Source organism: Mycobacterium sp., from assembly GCF_032162105.1.
Taxonomy (GTDB): Bacteria; Actinomycetota; Actinomycetes; order Mycobacteriales; family Mycobacteriaceae; genus Mycobacterium.
Genome location: NZ_JAVRPS010000587.1, coordinates 1 through 5,139, shown reverse-complemented (window position 1 = coordinate 5,139; position 5,139 = coordinate 1). Strand labels below are relative to the sequence as shown.

The 5,139-nt window shown below is 65.0% G+C and carries 6 protein-coding genes; 3 read left to right on the top strand and 3 right to left on the bottom strand.

Annotated elements, in window-relative coordinates; translation table 11 throughout:
* Positions 1 to 224: 224 nt before the first annotated feature.
* A complete protein-coding gene (locus QOC69_RS30035) occupies positions 225 to 617 on the bottom strand; it encodes a hypothetical protein (RefSeq protein ID WP_526446160.1) in 393 nt (130 codons plus the stop codon).
* Positions 618 to 723: 106 nt separating this feature from the next.
* Positions 724 to 1,152, bottom strand: a complete 429-nt coding sequence (locus QOC69_RS30030; RefSeq protein WP_526446159.1) for a hypothetical protein — start codon at positions 1,150 to 1,152, stop codon at positions 724 to 726.
* 417 nt (positions 1,153 to 1,569) lie between these two features.
* On the opposite strand from QOC69_RS30030, the gene QOC69_RS30025 reads away from it, so the two are divergent.
* Positions 1,570 to 2,259, top strand: coding sequence for a chitin-binding protein (locus tag QOC69_RS30025; protein WP_526446158.1), 690 nt, complete (start codon positions 1,570 to 1,572; stop codon positions 2,257 to 2,259).
* Between the two features lie 108 nt (positions 2,260 to 2,367).
* A complete protein-coding gene (locus QOC69_RS30020) occupies positions 2,368 to 3,024 on the top strand; it encodes a hypothetical protein (protein ID WP_526446157.1) in 657 nt (218 codons plus the stop codon).
* 125 nt (positions 3,025 to 3,149) lie between these two features.
* Here the strand turns inward: QOC69_RS30020 and QOC69_RS30015 are convergent, their stop codons facing one another.
* The gene (locus tag QOC69_RS30015) at positions 3,150 to 4,007 is read right to left on the bottom strand and encodes a bifunctional 5,10-methylenetetrahydrofolate dehydrogenase/5,10-methenyltetrahydrofolate cyclohydrolase (protein ID WP_526446156.1); all 858 of its coding nucleotides are present in this window, start codon (positions 4,005 to 4,007) and stop codon (positions 3,150 to 3,152) included.
* On the opposite strand from QOC69_RS30015, the gene QOC69_RS30010 reads away from it, so the two are divergent.
* Positions 3,921 to 5,107 (top strand): IS3 family transposase gene (locus QOC69_RS30010; RefSeq protein WP_526446155.1). Its coding sequence is split into 2 segments (ribosomal slippage): positions 3,921 to 4,176 and positions 4,176 to 5,107, totalling 1,188 coding nucleotides; the frame shifts between segments, so codons are not numbered across the junction. The two genes, QOC69_RS30015 and QOC69_RS30010, sit on opposite strands and share 87 nt — an antisense overlap.
* The last annotated feature ends 32 nt before the right edge of the window (positions 5,108 to 5,139 follow it).

Genomic DNA, 5,139 nt, shown 5'->3' with positions numbered 1-5,139 from the left:
CAGCGGATAGAGCAACCGCCTTCTAAGCGGTTGGTCGCAGGTTCGAGTCCTGCCGGGGGCGCTGGTCGTGGGTGTTTTCGGGCCACTGATCTCGATCGGTCACAGTTGATTCATCGGTTATGACCGCCGGATCGGCGGCGACCAACGAGTCGTCAAGTAGCTCGGCCACCTTGGCGTGGACTGGTTGACCGTCGGCATTCCGTCATCCGTGACCGGCGGATCAACTACGAGTTGGCTGACTCAGGCGATAAGCCAAGAGCACTCAATGGCGCGGGCACGCCAACGCACTTCCGCCCTAAGCCATAGCCGCCGCGATCACCGGTTCTCTTATGAGCGCGTGGGCTGCCCACTGACTCCTTGCTCTGGTTCTCGGCGTCGACGAGGACCACCATCAGGTGGTTCCCTGGCGTGAGCGGGCTGATCACGTCGCCGATCTGGTCGACCGCGACCGCCTGTTTGATGGTCAGCGTGAACGGCTCCACGGTGACCTCGGTACCGGGTTTGACGTCGTCGACGCGGTCGGCGAGTGGGACGTGGTCAAGCCCGCCGAACAGGCCCGAAACCCCCAGCAGCAGAGCCGCAATGGGGAGACCAACGCGTGTCGCAGGATTGGCCACCAGCCACCGCGAAACGACTCCTCGCGCCCCACAGAGGTATCCCATCAAGACATTTCCAAGATCACAACCGCGTCGGCGACCCAGTCTCGATGCCTAGGTCGCAGGGCTACAGACTCCCGCGCACCTTCGTCAGCGTGAATGCATCGGGGCCAGTCTGTGGGCAGGCGGTGGGGTCCGTGGACACACCGCTGACTTCGCCGGCAAGCGCTGCCGCATCCCACGACCATGTCTGCAACTCCGCATGGCGGGTGCCGTCGGGGCAGCTTTGGCCGTCTGGCCTGCCGACCGTCATCGTCCAACGATCACCCGCAAGCTGCGCGTCACCGCTCCATCCGGTTGAAGTGGTGATGTGCGCAACGCAGCCACCCGAAGGTGGACACGACGATCTCGCGGTCCAAGAGGTCTGGGCTCCCGACGCGCCGATGAGGTTCAACGAATAGATGCCGCTGAAATCGTCGGCCCATGCTGGGCTAGCAAGCCCCACAGTGAACCCAGCGGCGACGACGGCTGCGGTCAGTCCGCGGCTAATGGTCATGGTGCCCTTCCGTGCAGTTGCCAGTATCTTGTACGGCACTTGGGTTCTTCGCAGCACAACGACGGCCTCGCGCCAAACTAGGCGCCAGCTGTGCGCGTGCGCGTGGTGGGTCACAGTCACCAATCAGCAAACTCGCAGGGCGGCCTGGCTAGAGGGGCCGCATGGGTCGCGACTGCACCATCCCGTGCTACGCGCTGGGAATACCCAAGCGCCTTGATCGGCTCGGCTAATCGACTATCGCCCGGGTGGGCGGCACCCGACGAGTGCACCCCCACGGCGAAAACAGCTGTTCAGCACCAGTTTTAGCACCGCACAGCGCATTACCAGCGGACACAGGGAGCAATCATAGGCAAGCTATCTAACTTCGAGCCGTCGGGATGAATCGGAGTGAATGCCTCCAGAATTAGGAGTAACACGATGAACCTGCAGAAAGCCGTCGCGGGAGTCTTTCTTACTGGCGGTGTGGGATTGGCCCTGATGGGGGTCGGTTCAGGAGTGGCATATGCGGCACCGGGCGGAGGCGGCGGTTGTATGCCGCCGATTTGCCAAGGAGGCGGGCCCGGACCTGGAGGCCCTCACCAGGGTCCTGGTGGCCCGGGCGGTCCTGGGGGCCCTGGGGGTCCGGGTGGTCCGGGTGACTTCCGCGGACCCGGTGGTCCTGGCGGTCCGGGCGACCGCGGTCCCGGTGGTCCCGGTGGTCCGGGCGACTTCCGCGGACCCGGTGGTCCTGGTGGCCCCGGTGGTCCCGGCGACTTCCGCGGGCCGGGTGGACCTGGCGGGCCAGGCGACCGCGGCCCCGGTGGGCCGGGTGGCCCTGGTGGTCCGGGCGACTTCCGCGGGCCGGGTGGCCCCGGCGGTCCCCGCGACTTCGGACCGCGGCCTCCCGACGCCTTCGGCGGTTTCCGTGGTGCCCCGTGGGGTGATGGAGCAGCGCCGTGGGGCTGGGGAGAACCGCCGCGGGCCGGGTGGGGTGGGCCGTTCCCTCCTCCGGGCGGAGTGTGGGACCAAGGGCCGATCAACTACTGGGGCTACAACGAGCAACCGATATGGGATCCGGGCCAAAATGGTTGGGGCTTCTACTTCTTCGGAATCTGGATCCCGCTGTAACCAGCCTGTTGGGTAGGGCGGGCGCCCCGCATACGCGGGGCGACCGTCCGTCTGGGCGTTCGCTCGCTCACATGAGGTTTCGGCGGGTGCCGATGTTGCACTTGACCGGTGAGCTATGACTTCGCGGTAATCGCGACCGATGGTTTCGAGACCGCCGAGGAGGCGTTGCAGATCTGCGACGCACTGTTCGACGACCCTGGCGGTGATCCGTCGGCCGCGGTGGTTGATCTCATCGATGAACTCGAACGCCGCGATGCGATCGGCGGCGACGACGACGACGACGACGGATTCTTGTCGATCTGGCCGGTGGACGCGAACGCTCGCGGCGCCGTGTTGTGCACGCGCCGCTCGCACGGCACGACGTACGGGATGCTCGAACTCACCAAGGATCGCGGACTGGCCGTTGTCGATCTACAAATCCGCCAGCTGTTCGACCCGCGTGGCCGCGTCGAGGTGCACGTCAGCACCGGCAACGCGACCACGCTGCCCTACTTGACCGAGCGCATCCTTCACGACGTGATGGCGCGGCAGGACTGGTTCGGCGACCAGGTCGTGATCAAACGCGGCGAACAGCTGTACGCCCAAGCGGCCTATGCCCTCGACACCGACTGCATCGTGGAATACCGCGACGGCGGACCCGACCGCCAGTACAGAACGACGACATCGGACCGGGCGACAGTCGCCCGGATGCTCTGGGGTTGGACCATTCATGGGCCGTCTGATGCAGTCCTGCGGACGCAGGAGTGGGATCGCGTCAGCTTTTGATAACGGGTCGGTGATCACCGTCGGGTCGTTGACCTCGGTACCGCGCCGGCAGCGAGCAGATCCGCGATCGGCTGGGCGAGAACGGTCTTCGACTTCCGGTCGCTCATGTTCCGGTTCCGGTCAGCTCATGATGACGGTTGGCCTTGGCCATTATTGGTGCGGGCGCGTGCGGCTTCAACGGTTTGGGCGAGGAGGACGGCGATGGTGGTCGGGCCGACGCCACCCGGCACGGGTGTGATCAACCGGGCGCGGTCGGCGGCTGGGCCAAACTCGACGTCGCCGATGTTGCCCGGGTTGTAGCCGGCATCGATCACGACAGCGCCAGGCTTGATCCAAGCCCCCTTGATCAGCTCGGGGCGACCAACCGCAGCGATGACGATGTCGGCTTCAGCGACCAGTGCGGGCAGATCGACGGTTCGTGAGTGGTAGTACGTCACCGTTGCGTCACGGGCGAGGAGCAGCATCCCCACCGGCTTGCCGAGAATGGGACTGCAACCAACCACGACGGCTCGCCGTCCCGCGATATCGACGGCATACGCGTCGAGCAGTCGCATGATCCCGCCGGGCGTGCAAGAGGCAAAACCCTTTCCCCCCAGCGCCATTGCGGCAAACGAGGCACCTGTTACGCCGTCGACGTCCTTGGCCGGCCCGATTGCTTCGAACACCAACCGCTCATCTACCTGCGGTGGAGTGGGGTGCTGCACCAGGATGCCATCCACACCATCGTCGGAGGACATTCGTTGGACCAGTTGGACTGTGTCGTCGGTGCTTGCGTCGCTGTCGAGCTGATGGTGTTGGGAGTCAATACCAACTGACCGGCACCGGTTTGTGGGGTTGACCCTTGATGGTGGACATCTGATCGTGGGACTGCTAGGTCCTGCGGGGAGGATGTTCCCGTGTCGGGAAACCGCAAGAAGTACACTCCGGAGTATCGCGAGCAGGCTGTGCGCCTGGTCGTCGATACCGGACGGCCGATCGCGCACGTCGCTGCCGAGATCGGCGTGGGAGAACAATTGCTTGGCCGGTGGGTCGCTGCGGCCAAAGCGCGCTCGGCAGCCGATACTCCCGAAGTGCTCGATGATGATGAACGCGCAGAGTTGGAACGGTTACGTAAGGAAAATGCCGAATTGCGTTTGGACAGGGCGTTTTTGAAAAAAGCAGCGGCCTTCTTCGCCTCCGAACAGAACCGGTAGCCATGTACCGGGTCATCGAAGCGGAGAAGGCCAACTTCACGGTCACACGGATGACCGGACTGCTGGGGGTATCGCGTTCGGGGTTCTACAAGTGGCGTGCCGCCGGCCCGTCGAGCCCGTCACCGGCCCAGCAGCGCCGCGCGGTGCTCGACGCCATGGTCAAGGCGTTCCACGACGCCTCCGACCAGGTGTACGGCGCACCGCGGATCCTGGCCGATCTGCGTGAGGACGGGGTGAGGATCTCACGCAAGACGGTGGCGGCTTCGATGCGCCGCCAACGGCTTGCCGGGATCAGCCCCCGCCAATTCACCCCGGTGACCACCGTCATCGATCTGGACGCGCACCGTCCCAAGGACCTGGTGGACCGCAGATTCGACCGCGGTGAGCTCGACAAGGTGTGGACGTCGGATATCACCTATTTGGCCACTGGCGAGGGCTGGCTGTATCTCTGCGCGGTCCGCGACGGCTGCTCGCGTCGGGTCCTGGGCTGGGCGGTGGAGGATCACATGCGCACCGATCTGGTGGAGTCGGCGTTGTCGATGGCGGTCACGATGCGTGGGGCGCTGCCCGAGCAGGTGATCTTCCACGCCGACCGTGGCACTCAGTACACCTCCGGGCAGCTCGCCCGGTTCGCCCGCCGCCACGACATCGCTCAATCCGTTGGCCGAACGGGGGTGTGTTGGGACAACGCACAGGCTGAATCCTTCTGGAGCACAATGAAATCGGAGTTCTACCACCGATACTCCTGGCCAACCAAGAATGCTGCTAAGCTCGCGGTCGGCGACTGGATCGAACGGGTCTATAACCGCCGACGGCGGCACTCGAAACTCGGCATGATCAGCCCCGTCGAGTTCGAGAACCGCCACAATCAGACGGCACAAGCCGCCTGACCCCGTGTCCACCATCCGGGGGCAACCTCAGT

What these genes read in the sequence shown, in the direction of transcription:
- QOC69_RS30025 (WP_526446158.1), top strand. Translation starts at nt 1,570, where the DNA reads ATGAACCTGCAGAAAGCCGTCGCGGGAGTCTTTCTTACTGGCGGTGTG.
- QOC69_RS30030 (WP_526446159.1), bottom strand. Translation starts at nt 1,152, where the DNA reads ATGACCATTAGCCGCGGACTGACCGCAGCCGTCGTCGCCGCTGGGTTC.